Annotated in this window: 26 protein-coding genes and 4 pseudogenes; 20 read left to right on the plus strand and 10 right to left on the minus strand. The window is 55.6% G+C overall.

What is annotated here, in order from left to right; all coding sequences use genetic code 11:
- Positions 1–48: 48 nt before the first annotated feature.
- The 4 genes from ACQ86N_RS30630 to ACQ86N_RS30645 form a co-directional block, all read right to left on the minus strand.
- Entirely contained in the window at positions 49–372 is a 324-nt protein-coding gene (locus ACQ86N_RS30630; RefSeq protein WP_431210355.1) for a hypothetical protein, read from the minus strand.
- Positions 348–1,136: a hypothetical protein gene (locus ACQ86N_RS30635; RefSeq protein WP_431210356.1), complete on the minus strand. Its 789-nt coding sequence runs from the start codon at positions 1,134–1,136 to the stop codon at positions 348–350. Before ACQ86N_RS30635 ends, ACQ86N_RS30630 begins: the two co-directional genes overlap by 25 nt.
- A 111-nt stretch (positions 1,137–1,247) precedes the next feature.
- Entirely contained in the window at positions 1,248–2,717 is a 1,470-nt protein-coding gene (locus ACQ86N_RS30640) for an alpha-galactosidase (protein ID WP_431210357.1), read from the minus strand.
- A gap of 675 nt (positions 2,718–3,392) precedes the next feature.
- Positions 3,393–3,878, minus strand: coding sequence for a VOC family protein (locus tag ACQ86N_RS30645; protein ID WP_431210358.1), 486 nt, complete (start codon positions 3,876–3,878; stop codon positions 3,393–3,395).
- Positions 3,879–4,379: 501 nt separating this feature from the next.
- Here ACQ86N_RS30645 and ACQ86N_RS30650 point away from each other — a divergent pair.
- The 6 genes from ACQ86N_RS30650 to ACQ86N_RS30675 all read left to right on the plus strand — a co-directional run bounded on the left by ACQ86N_RS30650 (position 4,380) and on the right by ACQ86N_RS30675 (position 8,245).
- Positions 4,380–4,919, plus strand: a complete 540-nt coding sequence (locus ACQ86N_RS30650) for a TetR/AcrR family transcriptional regulator (RefSeq protein ID WP_431210359.1) — start codon at positions 4,380–4,382, stop codon at positions 4,917–4,919.
- Positions 4,920–5,010: 91 nt separating this feature from the next.
- On the plus strand, positions 5,011–5,796 hold the full coding sequence (locus ACQ86N_RS30655; RefSeq protein ID WP_431210360.1) for an alpha/beta hydrolase: 786 nt from the start codon (positions 5,011–5,013) through the stop codon (positions 5,794–5,796).
- A 106-nt stretch (positions 5,797–5,902) separates the two neighbouring features.
- The gene (locus tag ACQ86N_RS30660; protein WP_431210361.1) at positions 5,903–6,583 is read left to right on the plus strand and encodes a TMEM175 family protein; all 681 of its coding nucleotides are present in this window, start codon (positions 5,903–5,905) and stop codon (positions 6,581–6,583) included.
- Between the two features lie 72 nt (positions 6,584–6,655).
- Positions 6,656–7,078: a helix-turn-helix domain-containing protein gene (locus tag ACQ86N_RS30665; protein ID WP_431210362.1), complete on the plus strand. Its 423-nt coding sequence runs from the start codon at positions 6,656–6,658 to the stop codon at positions 7,076–7,078.
- Between the two features lie 114 nt (positions 7,079–7,192).
- Positions 7,193–7,636: a DUF1569 domain-containing protein gene (locus tag ACQ86N_RS30670; RefSeq protein ID WP_431210363.1), complete on the plus strand. Its 444-nt coding sequence runs from the start codon at positions 7,193–7,195 to the stop codon at positions 7,634–7,636.
- Positions 7,637–7,645: 9 nt separating this feature from the next.
- A complete protein-coding gene (locus tag ACQ86N_RS30675; RefSeq protein WP_431210364.1) occupies positions 7,646–8,245 on the plus strand; it encodes a VOC family protein in 600 nt (199 codons plus the stop codon).
- Here ACQ86N_RS30675 and ACQ86N_RS30680 read toward each other — a convergent pair.
- The 3 genes from ACQ86N_RS30680 to ACQ86N_RS30690 all read right to left on the minus strand — a co-directional run bounded on the left by ACQ86N_RS30680 (position 8,170) and on the right by ACQ86N_RS30690 (position 9,632).
- Complete coding sequence (locus tag ACQ86N_RS30680; protein ID WP_431210365.1) at positions 8,170–8,775, minus strand: alpha-ketoglutarate-dependent dioxygenase AlkB family protein; 606 nt, start codon at positions 8,773–8,775, stop codon at positions 8,170–8,172. The genes ACQ86N_RS30675 and ACQ86N_RS30680 overlap by 76 nt on opposite strands.
- Positions 8,776–8,893: 118 nt before the next feature.
- Positions 8,894–9,088: a hypothetical protein gene (locus tag ACQ86N_RS30685; protein ID WP_431210366.1), complete on the minus strand. Its 195-nt coding sequence runs from the start codon at positions 9,086–9,088 to the stop codon at positions 8,894–8,896.
- Positions 8,997–9,632, minus strand: coding sequence for a TSUP family transporter (locus ACQ86N_RS30690; RefSeq protein ID WP_431217664.1), 636 nt, complete (start codon positions 9,630–9,632; stop codon positions 8,997–8,999). Before ACQ86N_RS30690 ends, ACQ86N_RS30685 begins: the two co-directional genes overlap by 92 nt.
- A gap of 101 nt (positions 9,633–9,733) precedes the next feature.
- Here ACQ86N_RS30690 and ACQ86N_RS30695 point away from each other — a divergent pair, with 101 nt between their 5' ends.
- Entirely contained in the window at positions 9,734–11,017 is a 1,284-nt protein-coding gene (locus tag ACQ86N_RS30695) for a Kelch repeat-containing protein (RefSeq protein WP_431210367.1), read from the plus strand.
- On the opposite strand, the gene ACQ86N_RS30700 is transcribed toward ACQ86N_RS30695, so the two are convergent.
- Positions 11,005–11,196 carry a hypothetical protein gene (locus ACQ86N_RS30700; RefSeq protein WP_431210368.1) on the minus strand — a complete coding sequence of 64 codons (192 nt, stop codon included), beginning with the start codon at positions 11,194–11,196 and terminating at the stop codon, positions 11,005–11,007. The genes ACQ86N_RS30695 and ACQ86N_RS30700 overlap by 13 nt on opposite strands.
- Before the next feature lie 172 nt (positions 11,197–11,368).
- On the opposite strand from ACQ86N_RS30700, the gene ACQ86N_RS30705 reads away from it, so the two are divergent.
- From ACQ86N_RS30705 to ACQ86N_RS30740, 8 genes and pseudogenes are all read left to right on the plus strand, one after another.
- Positions 11,369–12,310 (plus strand): hypothetical protein, encoded by a 942-nt coding sequence (locus ACQ86N_RS30705; protein ID WP_431210369.1) that lies wholly within the window; start codon positions 11,369–11,371, stop codon positions 12,308–12,310.
- A 156-nt stretch (positions 12,311–12,466) separates the two neighbouring features.
- Positions 12,467–14,140 carry a TonB-dependent receptor plug domain-containing protein gene (locus ACQ86N_RS30710; RefSeq protein WP_431210370.1) on the plus strand — a complete coding sequence of 558 codons (1,674 nt, stop codon included), beginning with the start codon at positions 12,467–12,469 and terminating at the stop codon, positions 14,138–14,140.
- Positions 14,116–14,889 (plus strand): TonB-dependent receptor domain-containing protein, encoded by a 774-nt coding sequence (locus ACQ86N_RS30715; RefSeq protein WP_431217665.1) that lies wholly within the window; start codon positions 14,116–14,118, stop codon positions 14,887–14,889. The genes ACQ86N_RS30710 and ACQ86N_RS30715 overlap by 25 nt, the downstream gene beginning before the upstream one ends.
- A gap of 93 nt (positions 14,890–14,982) precedes the next feature.
- Positions 14,983–15,765: a hypothetical protein gene (locus ACQ86N_RS30720; RefSeq protein ID WP_431210371.1), complete on the plus strand. Its 783-nt coding sequence runs from the start codon at positions 14,983–14,985 to the stop codon at positions 15,763–15,765.
- A gap of 260 nt (positions 15,766–16,025) precedes the next feature.
- A pseudogene (locus ACQ86N_RS30725) lies at positions 16,026–16,643 on the plus strand (SusD/RagB family nutrient-binding outer membrane lipoprotein); the annotation flags it as partial.
- Positions 16,644–16,848: 205 nt separating this feature from the next.
- Positions 16,849–17,313, plus strand: a pseudogene (locus ACQ86N_RS30730) (SusD/RagB family nutrient-binding outer membrane lipoprotein); the annotation flags it as partial.
- Between the two features lie 123 nt (positions 17,314–17,436).
- A complete protein-coding gene (locus ACQ86N_RS30735; RefSeq protein WP_431218012.1) occupies positions 17,437–17,577 on the plus strand; it encodes a hypothetical protein in 141 nt (46 codons plus the stop codon).
- 4 nt (positions 17,578–17,581) lie between these two features.
- Complete coding sequence (locus ACQ86N_RS30740) at positions 17,582–18,679, plus strand: glycoside hydrolase family 99-like domain-containing protein (protein ID WP_431210372.1); 1,098 nt, start codon at positions 17,582–17,584, stop codon at positions 18,677–18,679.
- A gap of 71 nt (positions 18,680–18,750) precedes the next feature.
- Here the strand turns inward: ACQ86N_RS30740 and ACQ86N_RS30745 are convergent, their stop codons facing one another.
- Complete coding sequence (locus ACQ86N_RS30745) at positions 18,751–19,296, minus strand: hypothetical protein (protein ID WP_431210373.1); 546 nt, start codon at positions 19,294–19,296, stop codon at positions 18,751–18,753.
- A gap of 23 nt (positions 19,297–19,319) precedes the next feature.
- Here ACQ86N_RS30745 and ACQ86N_RS30750 point away from each other — a divergent pair.
- Positions 19,320–20,342, plus strand: a pseudogene (locus tag ACQ86N_RS30750) (hypothetical protein); the annotation flags it as partial.
- 34 nt (positions 20,343–20,376) lie between these two features.
- Here the strand turns inward: ACQ86N_RS30750 and ACQ86N_RS30755 are convergent.
- Positions 20,377–20,526, minus strand: coding sequence for a hypothetical protein (locus ACQ86N_RS30755; RefSeq protein ID WP_431218013.1), 150 nt, complete (start codon positions 20,524–20,526; stop codon positions 20,377–20,379).
- 121 nt (positions 20,527–20,647) lie between these two features.
- On the opposite strand from ACQ86N_RS30755, the gene ACQ86N_RS30760 reads away from it, so the two are divergent.
- The 4 genes and pseudogenes from ACQ86N_RS30760 to ACQ86N_RS30775 all read left to right on the plus strand — a co-directional run bounded on the left by ACQ86N_RS30760 (position 20,648) and on the right by ACQ86N_RS30775 (position 23,311).
- Positions 20,648–21,703 carry a glycoside hydrolase domain-containing protein gene (locus ACQ86N_RS30760; RefSeq protein ID WP_431217666.1) on the plus strand — a complete coding sequence of 352 codons (1,056 nt, stop codon included), beginning with the start codon at positions 20,648–20,650 and terminating at the stop codon, positions 21,701–21,703.
- Positions 21,704–21,830: 127 nt separating this feature from the next.
- Positions 21,831–21,965: pseudogene (locus tag ACQ86N_RS30765) on the plus strand (glycoside hydrolase domain-containing protein); the annotation flags it as partial.
- Between the two features lie 82 nt (positions 21,966–22,047).
- Entirely contained in the window at positions 22,048–22,887 is an 840-nt protein-coding gene (locus ACQ86N_RS30770; RefSeq protein WP_431218014.1) for a hypothetical protein, read from the plus strand.
- The gene (locus ACQ86N_RS30775) at positions 22,829–23,311 is read left to right on the plus strand and encodes a hypothetical protein (RefSeq protein ID WP_431210374.1); all 483 of its coding nucleotides are present in this window, start codon (positions 22,829–22,831) and stop codon (positions 23,309–23,311) included. Before ACQ86N_RS30770 ends, ACQ86N_RS30775 begins: the two co-directional genes overlap by 59 nt.
- Positions 23,312–23,316: the final 5 nt, after the last annotated feature.

A 23,316-nucleotide genomic window follows, 5' to 3' on the forward strand; every position in this document is an offset into this window, starting at 1 on the left:
CAGCCACCACACCCGCGGCCGTCACCCCACACCCCCGGCGGCCACCCGTCAATCCACCCAAACCGCCCTCCTCACCCTAACATCCCCTCCTCCCGAACTCACCGTCACATAACAAACACTCCTCCCCGGCAACCCATCAATCGCCATCGTCCCCCCCTGCGAAACAAACAACTTCCTCAACACCCTCCCCTGCCCATCATATACCACCACCGAACAACGCTCAAACCCCTGAGAGGGCAACACCACATTCACCTTCCCCGCGGCTGCACAAACACGAACACCCGACGAAACAACATTCACCACCACCGTCGAACTATATTCATACTTCCCATCCAAATCCTCCTGCCTCACCCGGTATGCCACCCGCTCCACATTCCCCACACCCCTATCCACAAACCCATAAACTGTCCCCGACACACTATTCCCCCCACATTCGCCGACCCCACATACCCTATCTCCGCAAACTCCCCATCCACACCCCTCCGCTCGATCACAAATCCTTTATTGTTCTCCTCCTGCGCCGTCACCCACTTCAACACCACCCCATCCTCTCCCGCAGTCGCCGTAAAAGAAGCAAAATGCACCGGCAACGCCGCCGGATTCGATACCACCACACAGTTCGAGTTACAGGAAGCATCATACGAACAGATCCCCCACACCACCCCCGTCTCCGGATTCGTCATCTCCATCGACAACGTCCCCGCCGTAGGCAGATTAGAGCCGTAAAAACAATAGTTGACCAGCGTATTCCCCGCACTCACCGTCGGCACAGCCGCCGGCCCAAACGAAACACTCTGTATTGTCGTCGTTCCCGATGTCAGCCACACCCTCGTGATAGCAAACGGCGACATAGCCGCATTCGAACCCGTATAACTCAACTGAAAATTTCCGGTCTTCGCCGTCACCGGCACCGTAGCATAGGAAGTCCCCGTAAAATTCGCAGCATACGCAGTCCCGCTAACGTTGGGACAACTAGCGGCACCGCCATTGCTATTAGCCCGCTGGCCTACACCCGTACAGGACGTGGGATACTGGGCAAAACCCTCTACACTCATCGCGGATAAGATGCATACAGCTACGGTCATCCGCAGGCATACCATAGCCGCTAGCCGGAAGCCATAAAATTTGCGGGTCATGCTTAATAATTATTCTACAAACAACGCAAAATAATCAGCGACCATGTACCCCCAAACGTTCAATTTGCCCATTTCTTAGAGGAATACCCTAACACCCGATAAACATTCTACTCAAAGATGCTCCCCGCGCGCCGAAAGCCGATACAACCCCGCCCCATGCCAACGGATCAACGGCGCAAAACTACCCGAGAACCTCCCCAGCCGCTTACCCGTCCACAGATCTACCACCCTGCAACCCGCATCAAATCCAATCTCACTCAACTTCACCGGCACCGGCAACCCCGGGGCCGAAACATTCCCACCCCCGGCAACAACACCTCCACCAACAACACCGCCAACAACACCAACCCCCACCGAATCCGCCCCAGGGACATCCCTCGTATTGAACACCGCGAGGTACTTATCCCCCGACTTCGGAACATCGGCTACCCACGCCACCAGATCATCCGAATGATACAACTGACGATTGTTCACACTATACTTCAACACATTCATCACCGCCTTATTCGTAAGTAACGACAGCGTAAAGGAATCATTAGCGGGCAGATCACCCCCAAAGAACATCGGACTCCGGAAGATCGCCCACAGCGTCATCAGCGTATACTGCTCATCCCTCGTAAACTTAGTCATCCGCGGATCACCCCGCTCCGCCCGTATCCCGATCCGCCCCAACGGCAACATATCCCCATCCGGATAAGCCCCCGCAGCCCGCCACCCATTCCACCGCTCAAAAACTGTAAAATGCTCCTTCAGCTGCTTCCAGCTATCCCAAAAATCCCCCACCGTCCTCCACATATTCGCCTTAGCCTGCACATCTTTCGCCTGATCCACCGGCGTCTCCCCCGGCGACGTACTCAGCACAATAGCCCGCCCGCACCCATCGATCGCCTTCCGTATCATCGCCAGCTCCTCCCCATGATAAGGCTGCGTCAGATCGTCCACCTTCACAAAATCCAAACCCCACGACGCAAACAATTTGAACAAAGAATTGTAATACGCCTGAGCCCCCTCCTTCGTCGCATCCACCGTATAATTATCGTGCAGCCAGTCACACTGCCCCTGCTCACTGTAAATATCACGCGCCGTCACCGCCGAACCATATACAGGCAAAGCCCGCTTGACCGCGATCACCGGCACACCCCTCATCACGTGCACCCCCAGCTTCAACCCCTTTGCATGCATATAGTCCGCCAGCGGCCTGAAACCCTTCCCATCCGCCGCCGAGGGAAAACGTACCACCGACGGCAGATACCGCCCATATTCATCGATATTGAACTCCGCATTGGATTCATTATACCCATGCGCCTTGTCATTATTCACATACCACCGGATATCCACGATAATATAATTCCATCCAAAAGGCTTCAGATGAGCGGCCATATAGTCCGCATTCGCCTTCACCTCCGCCTCCGTCACAGTAGGACCATAACAGTCCCAACTGTTCCAGCCCATCGGCGGAACGGGCGCCCACTGATGAAAGCCGGCCCCCTGCCCCCGTCCGGATAAAGAAAATATCAGAGCCATTACCCCCACAAGGACAAGACGCCGGTCTCCCGAAACACCGATTATAAAATGCTTCATTCCTTTTTTACACTAATATCCGGCATTCTGCGGAAACTTCGGCCCTTCCACCACCCGATCTATCTGACTTTGTGGTATCGGCCGCAGCACATGGAAGCTCCGAATATTGGCCGCCGCCTCCGCATTCCAGTGCCTTGATCACTCTCAAACCCCAATTTTAGGTACTTTCCCCTAGTCCTTGATGAGTTAAGTAATAAAAGAAGGACAAACCACATCAATTATTTGGGCCGCCGCCCCAATCCGATGCATCTTTACATCGTCAAGCAGCCGTTGCTAATCCCAATAACCGATCCAATATCCAGGGCCACCCCAAACTCAACCATCCAATATCCCAGGCCGCCCCAAACTCTGTCATCCAATATCCAGCTAACCCCTGAACCCGGTACACGAGCCTCTACACCCTGAACACTAACCCCTACCCGAACCCCTGATCCCTCTGCCGCTATCTGATCCCTCTGCCGCTATCTGAACCCTGTACCACAAGCCGGCCCCGAACACCTGCCGCAACCCTAAACCCAACGCTGTCGCACTCTTAAACACAAAAGTTATCGCACCCCCAATCCCAAACACGAATTAGCCCGCTGATCGGCGGGCTCTTTCAATTTCTCCCCTTAAATAATATCACTCTTCGCTTTTCCGGTCCACCATTCCTCTACCGGCCACCCATGCCCGCATCTACTTCTCCGCCGCCGGCTCAAACAATTCGATCTTGTTCCCCTCCAGGTCTACGATATGAACAAACTTCCCGTACTCATACGCTTCGATTTTATCCAGCACCGTGACCCCCTCCTTCTTCAACTCTTCAACGAGGGCCTCGATGTTTTCCACCCGGTAATTGATCATAAAGTCTTTCCCCGACGGATCAAAATATTTTGTCTTGTCAGGGAAGGGGGTCCATAACGTATAACCCTTCTTCGTCGAGTCCCCATCCTCCCTCCAGTCAAACTTCGATCCATACGGACTCATGTCCAGACCAAGATGGGTCTTATACCAATCCCTTACTTTTTCGGGGTCCTGACATTTAAAAAAATGCCGCCGATACCTGTAACTCGTTTCATTTTTTATTTTGGTTTTAGTTGTCTCCGTCCAAACGCCCTTAAAAGCGAAACCGACACCAAACGATGCCGCAAGCGCCACAATCATAATTACCCTTTTCATCATTTTTCAATATTAAAACAAGATAATACTTTTTCCTTCTTGACCTCGACAAACCAATTATAGGTACTTCTCCCTATCATCCCGTGAGTTTATTAATGATAGACGCACAAACCGCTCCCAAAACCTTTGATACCCCTCAAAACCGCGGCATCTTTACACCAGAAACACAGTCGTACCAAATCCAATATCCAGTTAAAACGCTGATTCATCACAAACCCTGAATATTACTAAACCTAAGGTTCCTGATCGACCCTAAACCCAAGGCTCTGAATACCCTCTAAACCCAAAGCTCTGATGACAACATCAACCCGCCAGACCCGCGGGTTTTTGTTTTCACCGCCAGCCCTCTCCTCAACAACTGCCAGCCCCTCCCCCAAAACTCCGCAATCCCAAACTCCCACAAAACCAACCCCTTACATTCATCCAACCCCTCACCAACAAAAATTTTCAACAAAAACACAAAACAAACTTGTCTGTTTTATCAAACTCCCCTAGCTTTGACTCATGAAAAAGCCCACAGCCAGAGACGCCATCGTAAAAACAGCCGCCCGCCTGTTCTACAAACAAGGCTATTCCAACACCGGCATCAACCAGATCATCGAAGAAGCCGGCGTTGCCAAATCCACCCTATACCAACGCTTCCGCTCAAAAGAAGACCTGTTGATGACCTACCTCGACACGACCGGGTCAGCAAATATATCGGCCCTCACCAACGCCGCCTCCACCGCCACCAACCCAAAAGATAAACTCCTCGCCATATTCGACTACCTCCAGGAAAGGACAACCCAACCCGAATTTCACGGCTGTCATTTCCTCAACCTCGTCTACGAAATGCCCGAAGGAGAAGAAAGAGCCCGCATAGAGATCAAAAAACAAAAGGACAACGTAAGAACCCTGTTCGCCCAAATCCTCAAACCCATCCACCAGGAACAACTCGCCGACGAGATCTATATCCTCTTCGAAGGCGCACTCATCGGACACAAGACCCACCACGATACCTGGCCGATCCAATCCGCAAAAAACACCATCAGCAAACTGCTCTAAAAATTTTACCCAACAGAAAACAAGTCGGTCTGTTTCGACTTCACCCCGAACACCCAGCCAAATCATTGTCAATAAAGTAAAACTCAGAAAAATGAACACTCAAACAGTCAATTACAGAACAACAAAAGTCCACGACCTCAACGTCTTCTACAGAGAATCGGGCCCAAAAAACGCGCCCACCATCCTTCTCCTCCACGGCTACCCCACGTCATCACATATGTACCGGCAGCTGATACCCATCTTAAATAATAACTACCACGTCATCGCGCCCGACCTTATCGGCTTCGGCTTCTCCGACGCACCACACCACAAAACATTCAAGTATACCTTCGACAACCTGACCAAATACGTCCAGGGCCTGGTCGACCAGCTCGGTCTCAAAAAATTCGCCATCCAGGTATTCGACTACGGCGCACCGGTAGGCTTCCGCCTCGCCATGGCCAACCCGGAAAAGATCACCGGCATCATCTCACAGAACGGTAACGCCTACGTCGAAGGCCTCAGCGAAGGCTGGAACCCGATCCAGAAATACTGGTCCGATCCCACAGAAGAGAACCGCAACAACCTTCGCGCCTTCACAACCCCCGACGCCACAAAATGGCAGTACACCCACGGCGTCGCCGACCCATCCTTCGTCGCGCCCGAATCCTACACACCTGGACCAGTTCTTCCTCGACCGCGGCGACAACGTCGAACTGCAGCTCGACCTGTTCGGAGACTACGCCAGCAACGTAGCCCTCTATCCCAAATTCCACGACTACTTCAAAAAAACCAACCACCCTTCCTCGCCGTCTGGGGCAACAAAGACCCGTTCTTCATACCCCCGGAGCAGAAGCATTTAAAAAGACCTGCCCAAAGCCACCGTCAAATTCTTTGACACCGGCCACTTCGCCCTCGAAACACACGTCCGCGAGATCGGTGAAGAGATCCTGAAATTCCTCTCTACCCTCCCGGAATAATCCTAAAAACAAAAACACGGGCACATGAAAAACGAAATGCATACCAACGACATGGGAATGACAGCAGGCTCCGCAAAAGAATCCGGCCCGGAAAGGGTCAATGCCTTCTCCGACGGCATTTTCGCCATCATCATCACCATTATGATCCTCGACCTGAAAAAGCCCGAAGCGCCGACATTCGCGGCCCTCGCCCAGCAATGGCCCACCTGGATCAGCTACCTGGTAAGCTATCTGTTCATCGCGATCGTATGGACAAACCACCACTTCCTGTCAAAACACATGCATTCGGTTACACCCGGACTCATCTGGGCCAATTTCGGTCATATGTTCGCTGTAGGACTGATCCCGTTCCTGACGTCGTGGATGGCCGAAACCCGGCTCGCCCCCCTCCCCGTCGCCATGTATGCATTCGTTTTTTTGCTCGTCAATCTCACTTATCTGGCGCTCATTTACCAGACACTGTGCAAATACAGCGGAACCACCGCTTCGGAAAGAACGCGCCAGTTGGTACACCTGCGGTCCGTAACAACCATCGGCGCCTTCATCACCGCTACGATAATTTCCTTCTGGCTGCCATACCTGGGATTCCTCATCATCACTCTCTGTCTGACCCTCTATCTGAAACCAGAGGGCGCCCTTATGCCTCGTACCTCCATAACAAAAAACAAAACACATGCATCAACCATCCTGGCGGAATTCGTATGAATAGTGCGGCGCCGTATCATCAGGAAGAGATAAAAACACACCAGACAGGCGGTTTTTTCTTATCTTAGTTATATGTCGGAGGAACTCTATCCCAATATATTTATCTACCGGAGGATCGTCCAGGCGAAACTATATATCGACGCCCACTACGCCAGGCCCCTCGAGGTCAACGACATCGCCGGCGCAGCCTACTCCTCCCAGTTCCACTTCATCCGCCAATTCAAGGAGACCTACGGCAAAACACCCCACCAATACCTGATGCAGGTGCGCATCGCAAAGGCCAAACAACTCTTCGCGACTGGCGCGCGGGTCGCCCAGGTCTGCCACGCCGTAGGCTTCGAAAGCCTCGGCTCCTTCAGCGCTCTTTTCAAAAGGCTCGAAGGCTCAACCCCATCCGAATATCTAAGAAAACACCGCCTGGCCAGAAGCCGCATGAAAGATTCACCCCTCAGCTTCATCCCGGCCTGTTTCGCCCACAAATACGGCATCATCTGAAACCCGCGAGGTTCCATCCGACCATTTTAAGATAATTATGCCCGGATGAAAAAACAGCAATTTTCGAGAAATCCCGTTTCCCGTTTCGGCCTTTCTTTACAAAAAAGAATCAGCATGCAGACTGTTGCCGACAAAATAACAAGGACCGACATCATCGCCCGCATTGTCCAACTCGATCCAAATAGCCCCTCGCAATGGGGAAAAATGTCCGTAGACCAGATGCTCAAACACTGCCGCCTATGGGAAGAAATGGCGCTGGGAAGACTGCCGGCCAAACGCGTCTTTATAGGCCGTATCTTTGGACAGCTCGGGCTGCGGGCAATACTAAAGGACGAAAGACCCCTCACGCAAGGCACACCCACTGCCCCGGAAATACTCGTCACCTGCCACAGCAATATCGACAGCGAAAAAACAAAATGGATCCAACTGCTCGAAGAATACGCCGTCCCCGTGGATACTTACATCATCCACCCTTTCTTTGGTAAAATGACAAGGGAACAGCTGGGGTATATGTCTTACAAACACGCAGACCACCACCTGCGCCAGTTCAACAGCTAAAACAACTATATGATCACAAGCGTCACCCACTTCAACATCAACGTCCTCGACCAGGCCAGAGCCTGCGACTTCTATACCAACAAACTCGGCTTCACCATCGTCACCGACGTCCCCATGGGCAACGGCCACCGCTGGCTGACAGTTACCCCTCCCGGCAACCCCGGACTCGAGATCAACCTCACACCCGTCGTAGCAGGCTTCGGCCACACAAAGGCATCCGCGGAAGCCCTTAGAGAGCTCATCAGCAGCGGCACCTTCGGCGTTGGCGTCCTCACCTGCAACAACGTCTACGCAACATACGAGGAACTAAAAGCCAAAGGCGTCGAATTCACCAAACCACCCAAAGAAGAATTTTACGGGACCGAAGCCCTTTTCAAAGACGATTCCGGCAACTGGTGGTCCCCGGCACAACTAAAAAAGCCTGAGACAGCAAAAACCCCGGGCCTCCTGTATAAACCTTATCCCCGGTCATCAACTATCTGGGGCATCACCATATCCGCCGACAGATTGATCGTCGCGTCCGCGAGAACTACTCACTCCTCCCCCGCCAAAATCCTAAAAGTCAAATTGATCCTCGGCCCCACACCCCTCGACGTCTTTGGAACATGATGCTCATACAGATCCTGCATCGTCTCTCCCATCAGTAAAAAACTCCCGTGCGTCAGCGGAATACTCAACTGCCCCACATCCTTCCTCGACTTATGCCTTATCTTGAAAAGTCGGGTGTCCCCAAACGTTACCGACGCAATAGCACGATGCTTCCCATCGGCGGGCAGCGTATCACTATGCCACGATACCGAATCATTCCCGTCCCTGTAATAATTGAGCAATACCCGGTTAAAAACAACACCGCACTCCTTCTCCACAACATCCTTTATCTCCAGCAACGGAGCCGTCCACTCCAGTCCGTTCGACCCGCCATACCAGGCCGTCAGCCGCGGGTCCAAAACCATCTTGTCGTACATCTTCCGCTCACGCTGCCGCCACGGCGTATCCTCCCTCAGCACCCTGAAATAACCATCCGAGTCGGCCTTCGAAAAGAACTGCTCCCACAGCCTCAGATCAGTCCCCGGCAGCTGAAAATCCGTAAATCGCTTCGTCCCCTCATCAAAAAGGGCTACGTCCTCAAACAAATTCATATCAGCAAAATTAGCAAAAACTAACTTTATTAGCAAATCCAGGCAAAAACCACCCTCTAAATCCTGGGGCCCAATCTTTCTCCTCCGGGGGGCACACCGTCCCCCCCACGCCGTCCCGTCACCCCTTCACCCCCATTACCGTCAACACCACCAACAACACCCCAATCCCAACCAACCCCCAATACACATATCCAAAAAATCGCTCCCCACGAAGCCGATGATTAAAATACCTCCCCAAAAAAATCGCCGGCACCACCGCCGGCAAAACGACTAAAAAATCCCCCAACACCGTCCACCCCAACAACCCCTTCACCCCATAACCTATAACACCAAAAAGACTCGCCGGCAAAAAATACGCCTGCAGCGTCGCCCGAAAATGCTTCGGACTCCACCCCTTCAAATTGCCATACACTGCCAGCGGAGGTCCGTTCACCCCATACGCCCCCCCAGCACCCCCGACAAAAACCCGCACACAAACAAAACCAGTCGGCTATCCCCCTCAACGCCAGCCGCCCCTTCAACAGTATCGAATAACCACTATAAAGAACTATCAGTATCCCCAGACCGATCTTGACCCAGTACTCATTCCCATAACTCAACACCACCAGCCCGACGGGTATCCCCAGAAAAGCATAAAGGATCAGCCACTTCGCACTATAAATTTCAATATGACGGTGGTCCTGTATCACCACCACAAGAGCGACAAACACCGACATAAGCACCGACAAAGGCACCGCCACCCGCAACGGAACAAACAACGCGAACAGCGGTACCGCCACCAACGATTCACCAAACCCGAACGTAGAACGCACCAGCGTCGCTACGAAACTCACGACGATCAGCAACAACGTAACCATCTCCAAAATTACCGGATATCTAATTAATCTCCTAAATTGCACGTAGTCCAGCACCAAATACCAAAAATGGCGAACCTGCTATGACGACTACCGCTCGAGGCTTGCTCTATTTACTCTTACTGATCTCCTGCACCGCCTCCGCGCAATCCTACGGCCTCGGCTTCCACAGCCATACCGAAGTACAGGACCGCCGTACCTCCCTCGACCTCTTCCCAAATACCCCATGGTGTCCCAAAGACAGCTTTACCCTCTCCTTCGAACTCAGCTTCCTCCCCGGACACCACGAATACTTCGGCTATATATTCCGGATGATCAACGACGACAAAAAAAACATCGACTTCATCTACGACGAACGCTCCAATCTGCACCGGCGCTTTAAAATGGTCCTCGGAGATGACCTCACCCATATCGCATTCGACCTCGACAGCAACAGCATGTTCCGCATATGGAACAAATTCCGCATTACCTTCGACCCCGCCGCCGACCGCATCATCTTCCGCAACGACAGCACCTCATTCGTCCAGGAAAAGGTCGGCCTCTCTCCCAGCAGTTGCCTGAAACTCTTCTTCGGCACCAACCAATACAAGCAATTTCAGGTCACCGACGTCCCTCCGATGAAAATCCGCAACCTGCAGATCACCCGCGGCGGCAAGCTGCAGTATAACTGGCCCCTCGACGAACGCGACAGCCTCACCGTACACGAGTTGGTGTCCGGCGCCGACGGCAAGGCCGTCAACCCCATCTGGATTCGCGACGAACACTATTCCTGGCGGCAAGAGCAGGACCTGCTTCTCGACGGGTATGCCAGCGTAGCCTTCAATCCCCAGACCGAACAGCTATACATCGCGGACGGCGACTCCCTCCTCATCTGGTCGGTGTCATCCGGCCAACTCTCCGGTATTCGCTATGCCAACGGCCCGCAGCCCCTGCTCCGCGGCAACCAATCCCTCTATGCGCCGTCTACGTCAACTCTATATAATATATACATCGACCACCAACTCGTGACAGCCTTTGATTTCAAAAACGCGCAATGGGACCAGGCACACAAACAGGGGCCCGTCACAGACTTCTGGCATTTCAATAAATTCTTCTCCGCCGGAGATACATCGATCTATCTCATCGGCGGCTATGGACACTTTCAGTACCGGAACGTCATTTTTCGTTATCATCTGCCGACCCACCAGTGGGACACGATCACATCCAACGGCGACCACCTCGTTCCCCGCTACCTTTATGCACTCGCCCCCACACCCGGCGCCGACTCGGCATATATCATCGGCGGTTATGGCAGCCAGACAGGCCAGCAGATCCTCAATCCGCAGAACATCTACGATATGATGGTATTCGACGTCAGGCGGAAGAAGTTCAAAAATTATTCGACATAAAACCCGGCGGCAGAGACTTCGCCTTCGCCAACTCCCTCGTCCTCGAACCCCATACCCGCAACTACTACGGCCTCATATTTCCCAACTCCCGCTATGCCAGCCAGCTCCAGCTGATCAAAGGCCCCCTCGACGGACCCGCATACCAACTCGTCGGCGATACGATACCGTATTCCTTCCACGACGTGACCTCGGCGTCTGACCTTTTCTTCGCTCCGTCATCCGACAAATTTCTCGCCGTCACCCTGCTGATCGATACGCTGAAAAGAACCCGTGTTCATATCTATTCACTATCCGGCCCCCCGTCACCGCGGAAACCCCCTATCCGGCTACCCCCGCCCCAAAACAATCAGGTTGGCTCAAATATGTCCTTGGTACACTATTCGTCGGCCTAATCATCGCGGCCACCACCATCCGTCGAAAAACAAAAGCCCCGCTGGCCGCAACCGGCTCCACGCAACCGCAAACCTCCGCCGCAACAGCACCACCACCCCCAACCGAACCCATATCCCCCCAACCCATACCCACGAACGAACCACCCTCTCCCCCAATCAACCACATCTACCTCTTCGGCGAGATGCAGATCTTCGACAAGGACGGCGTCGACATCACCCGCCAGTTCACCCCCTGATCCGCGAACTCTTCTTATTAATATTATTGTATTCCGTCCGCAAAGGCACCGGCGTCAGCTCGGACAAACTCACCGAGATCCTCTGGTCCGACAAATCCACCGCCGCCGCCCGTAACAACCGGTCTGTCAATATAGCAAAGCTCAAAGCCCTGCTCGACCGCCTCGGCAACGTCCAGCTCTCCAAAGACACCGGCTACTGGAAGATCGACCTCGACCCCTCCACCACCCACCTCGACTACCAGTCCTACACGGCCATAGTCAAGGACAGACGCCAACTGAGCAAACAAAAGATCAACGAGCTCGCCGACATCACCCGCCGCGGCTCATTCCTCAGCAACATCGAATTCGAGTGGCTCGACGAATACAAGTCCGACACCTCCAACGAGATCATCGACACCTACCTCCACTTCGCCCGCACCGTCCCCATCAAGGACGACCCCGACTTCCTCGTCCGCCTGGCCAACTACATCTCCTACTTCGACGCCGTCAACGAAGAAGCCATCGCCATCAAATGCAAGGCCCTCGCCACCATGGGCAAACACTCCCTCGCCAAAACCGCCTTCGACACCTTCACCCGCCAGTACAAAACCATCTACGGCGAAGACTTCGGCCGTGACTTCCAGCAAGTCGTCGAATCCTGGCCCGACCCCGGCACCCACCCCTAATTTCCCCCTAACAACCCCCTTAATTCCAAAAAATCCTCCCCAAACCCGCTCCTTAATACTTTATTAATCATTTTTTATTCTCCCCCGGATACTTTCACCGCATAATTGATCGGGTCAAAACAACACCCCGTTTCATCACTCCAAAACTTAACGATTATGCGATTTGCCTTGCCACTGCTAGTCATTTACCCGGCACTCATCGGCCTCGGGTTAACATCCACCCTACCCACCCGGGCCCAGTCCCAAACCCAAAGAACCACCATCCACGGCCACGTCTCCGACGACAACGGCAAACCCCTTGCCGGAGCCTCCATCACCTCAACAACCGATAAAGCCTCCACCCTCACTAAAGACGATGGTACCTTCTCCATCACCGTCAACAACCCGGAAAACGCCATCCTCCTCATCTCCCACGTGGGCTTCACCACAAAAGAGCTCGCAGTAAAGGGCAACACCCAACTAACCATCGAATTAGCACAATCCCAGGACAAACTCGGCGACGTCACCGTCATCTCCGCCCTCGGCCTGACAAGAAAACAAAAGTCAATCGGCTATTCCAGCCAAACCGTCAACGTCGACCAGCTCACCGAAGCCCGCGACGTCAATCTCACCAACGGCCTCGCCGGAAAAGTCGCCGGCCTCCAGGTCACCACCACCGGACAACCCGGCTCCTCCTCCCGCATCGTCATCCGCGGCGAGAACTCCATGACCGGCAACAACCAGCCCCTCTGGGTCGTCGACGGCGTACCCATCAACAACGACCCAGGCGACGCCCCCGGCAGCTACGCCTCCAACAGCAATATCGACTACGGCAACGGCGCAGCCGACCTCAACCCCGACGACATCGAGTCGATCACCGTCCTGAAAGGCCCCAACGCCGCAGCCCTCTACGGCTCCCGCGCCGCCAACGGAGCCATACTCATCACCACGAAAAAAGGCAAACCCGCCGACAAGAACCTCGGTATCTCCATCAATCAGAATACCCTGTTCAATACCATCACCGAATTCCCCGCCTACCAGAATGAATACGGCGAAGGCGCCAACGGCGGCATGATCACCAACGGCAACCAGATCGTCCCCGGCACCGGAACGGTCAATATGGGCTTCAACGGCACCAGCTGGGGCATGCCCATGCTCGGTCAGCCGTACAATGACTTCAGCGGCCACCCCATCCCCGGCGGCTACTCACCACAGCCATTCAACGTCCGCGAACTCTATAAAACCAGCATTACCAATACATCCAATTTATCCATCAGCAAAGGCGACGCACTCGGCGCCTTCCGCCTCTCCTATACCAATACGTATAGCAACGACGTGATGGACAAACAGAACCTCATCCGCAAACACAACCTCAGCCTCACGGCCTCGCGCAAATTCGGCGACCTCATCACCATGGACACCTGGATCCTGTATACCAACCAGGCCACTACCAACCGTACTCCGCGTAACCTCGATCCCGCCAGCCCCATGGCAGCCTACGTCTACATGCCCCGCAGCACCAACATCAACTACCTCACGCCATGGGCCAACTCCGTCGGCAATTCCCCCGTCCTCGGATCGATCAACAACACCGAGAACCCACTGTGGGCTATCAACGAAAATACCAACGAAGACACCCACAACCGCCTTATCGGGGGTATCCGCGCCAACATACAACTCCTCCGCCCGCTGAGCCTCCGCCTGCAGGGATCCGGCGACATGGACTTCATCAGTTCGTATATCTATAAGGAACTCGGCGGCCTAAAAATCCCAACGGCTCGTATAGCAATTACAATCAGAACCAGGCCAGTTGGGACTACCAGGCCATCCTCACCTACAACGGGCGCATAAAGACCAACTTCACCCTCACCGCCAACGCCGGCGCCGAGCTCGTGAACTTCAAGAACTCCATCCGCAGCGCCTCCATCAACGCCCTGCTGGTCCACAACATGCCGAGCATCTCCAACAGCAACGCCGTCCCCGCAGTGACCGCAGCTGGCCGGGCCACCCAGACCCAATCCGTCTTCGGCAACGCCACCCTCGGCTTCCGGGATTTCCTATTCCTCGACGTCAGCGCACGTAACGACTGGTCCTCGACCCTCCCGGTCAACAACTGCTCCTTCTTCTATCCATCCGCCACGGGGTCCTTTGTCTTCACCAGCTTCCTGCCGCAAAACAGCATCATCAGCTATGGCAAACTACGCGGCTCCGTCGCCCAGGTCGGCAACTCCGCACCCTTCGGCGCCCTGCTCAACACCTACGGCGGCAGCGTCCTCTTCCTCGGCACCCCGTATATCACGTATACATCCAGACTCAACAACCCCAGTCTCAAACCGGAACAAACCGTTTCGACCGAAGCCGGCCTCGACCTCAATTTCTTCCACGACCGCATCGTCTTCAGCGGTACCATATACCGTTCGACAGCCACCAACCAGATCATCACCGCCAGCACCTCGCCCGAGACAGGCTTCACCTCCCGCGTCGTCAACGCAGGCAAGATGACCAACCAGGGCATCGAACTCTCGATCAACGCCAAAGTCCTAAAAACAAACAAATTCTCCCCGGAACCTCCTCGCCAACTGGTCCATGAACCGGAATAAGGTGATATCATTGACCCCCGGCGTCGACCAGCTGACCCTCGGCACCAACCTCGGCGTCACCGTCGTCGCTAAAAAGGCTATGCCTACGGCACCATGCTCGGCAACGCCCCCTACAAGGTCGGAGACACCGTGCTCGTCAACAGCTCAAACGGCAGGACCATCGTCGATCCCAATGTCATCGTCGGCAACTTCCACCCCGACTGGATCGGCTCCATCGGCTCGGAATTCCGGTACGGCGGCTTCGACCTCTCAATACTATTCACAGCAAAATGGAAAGGTCAAATTTATTCTGCCTCCTACGGCCGCGCCAACTTCGCAGGCGTGACCCGGGCCAGCCTCTATGGCAGGGACGCCTGGCTCTTCAGCAACCTCGTCCTCGGCGAGAACGCGCAGGAACAGATGGGCAACGGCCAGACGGTCGGCAGCACCGTCACGCCATACGGAGACGCCAATCGCCCCAAAGGCGCCGCATACCCGAACGCCTACTTCCCCAAAACTAACCCCGACGGGACCCTCGCCACGGACAAAAATGGCCGTTATATTCCCGGTACAAAAAGCAATATCTGGATGAACCCGACGACCTACGAGTCCGATATGGTACTCAACAACGTCCCGGCCATCACCTACGACGCAACAAGCATCAAACTCAGCCAGGTCATCTTCGGCTATACCTTTCCGCAACAGTGGTTCGGGCGTATACCGATCCGCGGCCTCCGCCTCGCCTTCGTCGGCAGGAATCTCTGGACCCTGCTAAAACACACGCCACAAGGCATAGACCCCGAATCCGCCAACAACTCCGGCAACGCCCAGGGCATCGAGGCCGGCGGCTCCTTCCCCTATGCAACCTACGGCTTTGACTTAAAAGTTAACTTCTAAAACCCGGAACAATGAAACGAATCTATATATACATACTACCGATCGCCCTGCTCGCCGGCTGCACAAAGAACTTTACAAAAAGAATACCGACCCCAACCAGTTCCTCAGCGTCAGCCCCGAAGCGACAATCGAATCCGTAGTCCGCAGCCTCAACAACCAGATGGTCAACTACAACGCGACCAAATTCTGGGACATCTCCAACCAGGTCACCACCGGCTCCCGCTACGACGTCACCGACGGCGGCCTCTGGCAAACTGCCTATGTCAGCGTCCTCGGAAAATCTGAAACAGATCGAGATCAACTACGGCAGCGACACCTCCTACAACAACCGCGTCCAGATCGCCCGCATCCTCAAATGCTACACCTATTCCATACTCACCGGCATCTACGGCCCCATCCCGATCACACAGGCCAACGATCCGAATTATCTCTCCAGTATCCTCTTCGATGGCGAAGACTCGGCCTATGCTTATATCCTCTCCAACCTCAAAGACGCCGCCAGCAGGATCAAGCCGACCGGCGACAAGCTCGCCTACGACGTGGTCTACCCCGGCGGCTCAGTCGCCAACTGGGTCAAATTCGCCAACACCCTGAGACTAAAGGTCGCCCTGCGCTGCATGCGCAACCTCGGAGCCACCGCAACGGCCAATATCCAGGACGTCATGGCCAACGAAGCCACCACCATCAGCTCAGAATCCGACGCCGCCAAAATGTCCTACGAGAACGTCACCAACAACTACAACCCCAACTGGACCCGCTACGTTCAACCCAATAATATCTATCCCTTCAATCCCACGGCCACCAATCCGCCGCCAAAAATGGTCGACAACTTCCAGGCCTTCCTGCGCAGCTACAACGACCCGCGCATGACCGTGTTCTTCGACTCCGTCCCGCTGGCCAACCGGTATATCATCACCGATACCCTCACCAGCACAGCCGACGACTCGCTGAGAGTGGTCACTTACCCCATCCCCTACCCTGGGACAACCGGTATCGCCGCAGGGCATCCTCGGCAGCTGGGTCACCCTCAACGGTATCGCCAACCCTATCGGCGGCCTCAACAACAAGGCCTACTCGAACCTCATGCCCATCTTCCTCTCCAACCCCGCGCGTCCGATCACCATGCTGGGCTACGCAGAGACCCTGTTCATGAAAGCCGAAGCCGCCATTCTCGGTTACGGCGGCTCCAAAACTCCGGAACAATACTATACCGCAGGCATAGACGCCAACTTCGCATACTGGAGCATCCCCTCAGCCGCAGCCACAGCCTACAAGGCTACCAACGGCATCAAGTTCGGAACGTCTGCCACCGGCTTCAACAACTTCACCGGCCTTGTCAACTTCAGTATACCTATCACCGACATCAACAAGATCTGGATCCAGACCTGGATGGCCTACTTCCTCGACGAAGGCTTCGACGCCTGGTGTCTCGAACGCCGGACCCGTTTCTTTACCTTCTCACCGAATACCAACCCTGGCGGCTACAGCAGCTACACCAGTCACCCCACGTTTATGGATATTCCGGGCAGAGGCTCTTATCCCAACTCAGCCACACAGTCGATCCAATCCCTCAACCCCAGCGGCTACCAAAGCGCGCTGAAATCTCTCGGCGTCACGCGCGCCGACGACTACGACCCCGACCAGACCCTGCACTTCGCAGCGCCATACACTATGCCCAACTGGACCAACCCCAACGCCTTCTATGACCTTTCTTACCTCCGCAAATGGTACGGCACGACCATACAGGCGCTCCAGACAGCATCCGCAGCCGGCGGCTTCAAGTACACCGTAACTCTCACCTATCATCCATAATAACATGAAACGTAGTATATATATCGGCTTCCCGGCCACTATCCTCTTCGCCTGCAAAAAATACAGCACGGGCCCTTCTCCCTCGGACAATTTTCTGAACTACAAGATCAACGAGATCCCGGTCACTCAGGACTATACCGTCGGAGCATTCTACTATAATTTCGGCGCCTTCAACGCCAACATCACCGAGGTCCCCGTCGTGGGTAAATACGCCATGCCCGCCGGTGTACTCACACCCAATGTCATGAGCCAGCACATCACCCAGGCGGCCGCGGCGGGTATCGACTATTTTATTTTTTCCTATCGCAGCGCCAACAAGGACGCCAACAACTGGAAATCGGACTCCGCGCTCATCCGCGGCTTCCTCAACGCCAACAGCGGCGGCATGAAATTCGCCCTGCAGTATAATTTCTCCAATACCTCCTACGGGATCTCCAACACGGCGCCCCTCGAGAAGAACGCGACAACACTCAACCAGTTCTTCAACGACATCACCAGGACCGCGCCCTACATGAACGACGCCAACTACATGAAGGTCGGCGGCAAGACGCTCCTGCTCATACAGAACGCGCAGCTGCTCTTCTCCAATAACAACAAGAGCATCTATGATACCCTCCGCAGCCGCCTCTCCGCGCTAGGCTTCACGATGTACCTCGTGGGCATGCAGGACCGCTGGACGCCGCCCGCCCGCTACCCGTTCCGCTACGTCGGCTGCGTCGACGCCATCTACCACCAGTGCTTCAGCACACAGCTTTCCTCCTGGGACCGGTGGTACGTCCTGCCCCAGGCCATCGACCAGAACTGGGAGTACTCGAAAAAATACTTCGCCGACAGCATACACGTATCCTACATCCCCAACATCAGCCCAGCCTACAACTGGCTGATCACCAACCCGACCTCCCTGAACCCCAGCTACCCCCGCACCGACAGCGGCATGATGTACAAACAACTCTGCAACGTCGCCAAAATGAACGCCGACAACAGCACCCGGCTCGTCCTCATCGACTCCTCGAACAGCTGGGCCGACGACTCCCAACTGGAACCCGCAACCGACTACCAGAACCGCTACCTCGACATAACAAAAAAGGAATTTAAAAAATGATGAAAAACCACTGGCTCATCCTTCTGACCCTATGCACCATCGGCGCATCAGTTAAAGCCACGCAGAATCCGTCAAAACACAGCCAATCCTCCGCCTACCCATCGTATAAGGGACTCGTCATGGCGGGCTACCAGGGCTGGTTCAACGCACCCGACGACGGCGCAGGCCGCGGCTGGAACCACTACGTCGCACACGGCGACTTCGCCCCCGGCAACTGCAAGATCGACCTCTGGCCCGACGTCAGCGAGTACCAGCAGGTCTACAAAACCCCGTTCACAACCGCCGACGGACAGCCCACTTACCTGCCAAGCAGCTACGACGCATCCACTACCGACCTGCACTTCAGGTGGATGAAGCAATACGGCATCGACGGCGTATTCGTCCAGCGCTTCATCGGCAGCACCCGCGGCGGCAAGGCCCTGCAGCACAACGACAAGGTACTCGCCCAGTGCCTCGACGCCTCCCGCAAGTACGGCCGCGCCATCGCCGTCATGTACGACCTCTCGGGAATGAAAGACGACGACGCCGACCCGGAAACCGTCATCCGCGACTGGCGCCACCTCGTCGATAGCCTGAAACTCACGGCCCGCGGCAACCACCAGACCTATCTCTATCACAACGGGAAGCCCCTCGTCGCCGTATGGGGCGTGGGCTTCCCCGGCCGGTCCTACGGCCTCAAAGGCGCCGGGAAGATCATCGACTTCCTCAAGAACGATCCCGTCTACGGCGGCTGCTCCGTCCTCCTCGGCGTACCTTCATACTGGCGTACCCTCGACAACGACGCGATGAAAGACCCCCAGCTCCACGACGTCCTACGCAAGGCCGACATCGTCCAGCCCTGGTTCGTCGGCAGGTACAACGAAGACAGCTACCCGAAGTTCAAAGCCCGCGTCGCCGACGACGTCCGCTGGTGCACCCAAAACCACCTCGACTATGTCCCCGTCGTCTTCCCCGGTTTCAGCTGGCACAACATGTACCCAAAAAGCCCGCAGAACCAGATCCCCCGCAACCACGGCCGCTTCTTCTGGGAACAACTGAAAGGCGATATCGACGCCGGCGCCAAAATGCTCTACATCGCCATGTTCGACGAAATAGACGAAGGCACCGCCATCTTCAAACTTTCAAAGAATCCCCCTCCGGCCCCAGCAATTTCGTTACCCCCGACCCGGACATCCCCGGCGACTACTACCTCACCCTCGCCGGCGACGCAGCCCACCTCCTGCGCCACGAACCCTTCGACGAGGCTCAACTCCCCGGCCCGAGCCCCGTCTCATTCGTCGATCCCCTCATCGGCAGCGGCGGCCACGGCCACGTCTTCGTCGGCGCCAGCACTCCGTTCGGCGCAGTCCAGCCCGGCCCCGAAAACTTCTATAAAGGCTGGGACTGGTGCTCCGGCTACAACTACGGCGACTCCGTCTGCATCGGCTTCGCCCACACCCACCTCAGCGGCACCGGCATCGGCGACCTCGGCGACATCCTCATCATGCCCTACACCGGCAACGAACAAACATCCAAAGGCACCGAGACCATCCCCGGCAGCGGCTACGCCTCCCGCTACTCCCACTCCACCGAGACCGCAAGACCCGGCTACTACGCCGTCACCCTCAGCGACTATAATATCCGCGCAGAACTCACGGCCACAGACAGGGTAGGATTTCACCAATATCACTACCCGCCCGGCCAGACCGCCCGACTCGTCATCGACCTCCGAGGAAGGCATCAACGACCGGACAACCCAGTCCTCGGATACGCCAGCTCGACCCCACCACCTTCGAAGGCTGCCGCCGTTCAAAAGGCTGGGCCAAAGACCAGACGATCTTCTTCGCGATCAAAACCTCCGTCCCCATTACATCTTTTCACACCTTCCAGGATACCCTCAAAGGTCTCATCGATCTTCCGCCCAACACAACAACCCTCCAGCTAAAAGTCGGCATCTCCCCCAACAGCGCAGAGAACGCCCTGAAAAACATCGACGCCGAACTCCCCGGCTGGGACTTCACCGCCACCGCCAACGCGGCCAAAGAAAAATGGAACCGCGAGCTCTCAAAGGTCGAACTCACCACCACCGACGAAAAGGCCCGCCGCATCTTCTACACGGCACTATACCATACCATGATCGACCCCGCCCTGTTCAACGACGCGGGCAGCGCCCAAAACACCTACTCCGTCTTTTCCCTCTGGGATACCTACCGCGCCGAAAACCCACTCCTCACCATCCTCCAGCCCAACCGCGCCGGCGACATGGTACGCACGATGATCGATATCAGCCACCGCCAAAAGCTACTTCCCATCTGGCACCTCGAAGGCAACGAAACCGGCACCATGGTCGGCGTCAGCAGTCTGCAGATCATCGCCGAAGCTATCCTCAAAGACCTGAAAGGCTTCAATAAAGACTCCGCCTGGGCGGCCATAAACGCACAACCCTCTCCGATACCCTCGGCTGGCAATATGTCCGCGACGGCCGGCCGATCCCCGACAATATCGAGCGCCGGGCGGTCGCCCGCGCCATGGAATACGCCATCGGCGAAGGCAGCGTCGCCCTCCTCGCAAAACACCTCGGCCAACAAAAAGACTATGAATACTATCGCCAGCGCGCAAAAGACTACGGGCTATACTACGACAAAGCCACCGGCTTCTTCCGCGGCATTCCCGGCAAATCCGGCAACATCCCCGGCATCCCCGCCGACTCCGGCCACTTCAGCACCCCCTTCGATCCCTTTAGAACTACCCCGCCCCGGAGCCGAGACTACGCCGAAGCGCAATGCCCCGGCACATACCTCTGGCTCACACCCCAGACCCCTACGGCCTCATGAACCTCCCTCGGCGGCGAACAAAATTTCCTCAAACGTCTCGACTCTCTTTTCACTGCACAGCCACCCATACCCGATACCCACGCCCCTGGCCGACATCACCGGCACCATCGGTCAGTACGCGCACGGCAACGAACCCAGCCACCATATCGCATACCTCTACGCATACGCCGGCCGCCATGGCAGACAGCGGAAAAGATCAGATACATTCTGAAAGAAATGTACCACGACAACCCCGACGGCATCATCGGCAACGAAGACTGCGGCCAGATGTCGGCTCTGGTACGTCTTCTCGGCCCTCGGGCTTCTATCCCGTCTTCCCCGCTTCCGGCGTATACGTCATGGGCAGCCCTTTATTCGGCAGGGCAACCCTCCGCCTCGAAAACGGAAAAACATTCACCGTTCAAACCACCAACAACAGTCGCGACAACAAGTACATCCAGGCCATGGAACTCAACGGTAAACCATATCCCAAATCCTATATCCTGCACAACGATATCATGGAAGGAGGAACGCTGAAGATCACCATGGGCCCGCACCCAAATAAATCCTTCGGCCGTGCCCAAAACCAGCGTCCCCCCGACAGCCTCAATCCCCCGGGCACCACCCCCCAACCCCACGCCGCAACCACCGTCACCAACCCTCACCCCCGATCCGCCACCGTCCAATCCGCAACCTCCGGTCCCGCCGCTGTCCACCCGTCCTTCCTCCAAACCACCGTCACCAATCCTCACCCCCAGTCAACCACCAAACCCGACACCATCCTCATCCAACTCAACAAACGCCAACTCCATCCCGGCGATACTCCTATCCTTCTCCTGCGACGTCCCCTCCTTCGCAAGAGACAGCACCGTCGGCTCCCTCCACCTCATCCTCGAAGACATCCACACCAACCGGCGCTGGCAATACCGCTATCCCATCATCAACGGTTCCGCATCCGGCGACCTCGTCGTCGGCGGCGGAATACAAGACGGCAACTACGCCGTCAACTTCATCGTCCAGTCCCGCTTCTTCCGCGTCGAAGGAAAAGTAAAGGACTATAAGGAAAAACTCAGTCCGCTTACCTACGTCGTAATGATCCGCAACAAACCCGGTTTCATGGAAAGGATCGTCCCCGACCCCGACGGCACCTTCCGCCTCAAACCCGCCTACATCGAAGACACGGCCTACTATGTCTTCTCATCGGCGAAGAAACAACAGTCTTCAAGACTATGGCTGGACATCCGGACACCAATGGATTCGACCTTCGTCCCCTTCGCCTCCGCCACAAAATTCATCACCGTCTCCTCCCAGGGCGACAGCATTCCGCTCCTGGCCCCGTCCAACTTACCGCTTGAACATGCGACAACTTACCGGCCCCGGCATCCTCCAGACCGTCACCGTAGCCGCCAAAACTAAAAAAGCCGTCGACCGCTTCAACGAAGAATACTCCACCGGCCTCTTCCGCAACAACGCGTATATGACCTTCGACGGCCTCGAAAGCGACGCCATCGCCAAAAGCTTTACCATCTATGATTTTCTGAGATTTCAGATCCCCGGTTTCACCGCGACACCCAACAACGAGGGCGCCTATACGCTCCGCTGGCGCAACACCGGCGTCAGCATCTTCCTCGACGAATTCCCGCTGCTCCATCCCGAGGACGTATATATCGATCCTGCCGAAGTAGCCATGATCAAGGTCTACCAACCGCCCAATTCCATCAGCAACCGCACCGGCGTCATCGCTGTCTATACGAAACGGGGAGACTACGACAAGGATCCCCGCCGCAAAAACAAATTCAAGGTAGCCGGCTATACCGCTCCCGTTGCCGGGTGGCAATAAAAATA

This window comes from Puia sp. P3 (assembly GCF_050632245.1).
Taxonomy (GTDB): domain Bacteria; phylum Bacteroidota; class Bacteroidia; order Chitinophagales; family Chitinophagaceae; genus Puia.